At 65.3% G+C, this 551-nt stretch carries 1 protein-coding gene; it reads left to right on the top strand.

The window, feature by feature from the left end; all coding sequences use genetic code 11:
• A partial coding sequence (locus KW828_RS21675; protein ID WP_218338294.1) for a DDE-type integrase/transposase/recombinase occupies positions 1-551 on the top strand: 551 nt, incomplete at both ends.

Raw genomic sequence — 551 nt, 5'->3', positions numbered from 1 at the left:
GCAAGATTAAGCGCTGGCTTGAAGACCAGGGACACCGCATACCCGCCAGCAGCACCGTCCATAAACTGATGGCCCGTCACGGCCTGCTGCCGGGCACGGCACCGGGTATCCCGGCCACGGGACGGTTCGAACATGACGCCCCGAACCGGCTCTGGCAGATGGATTTTAAGGGCCACTTTCCCTTCGGCGGGGGCCGCTGCCATCCGCTCACCCTGCTGGACGACCACTCCCGTTTCTCCCTGTGTCTGGCGCCCTGCACCGATGAACGACGCGAGACCGTGCAGCAGCGGCTGCTCAGTGTGTTTGAACGCTACGGTCTGCCGGACGGGATGACGATGGACAACGGCTCGCCGTGGGGCGACACCACCGGCACCTGGACGGCTCTGGAGCTGTGGCTGATGCGCCAGGGGATCCGGGTGGGGCATTCCCGGCCGTATCATCCGCAGACACAGGGCAAGCTGGAGCGTTTTCACCGCAGTCTGAAAGCGGAAGTCCTGCAGGGCAGGTGGTTCGCGGACAGCGGTGAGCTGCAGCGTGCCTTCGACCACTGG

It is taken from the genome of Enterobacter sp. ENT03 (assembly GCF_019218745.1).
Taxonomy (GTDB): domain Bacteria; phylum Pseudomonadota; class Gammaproteobacteria; order Enterobacterales; family Enterobacteriaceae; genus Enterobacter_D.
This window is presented reverse-complemented; position numbering and strand designations above follow the sequence as displayed.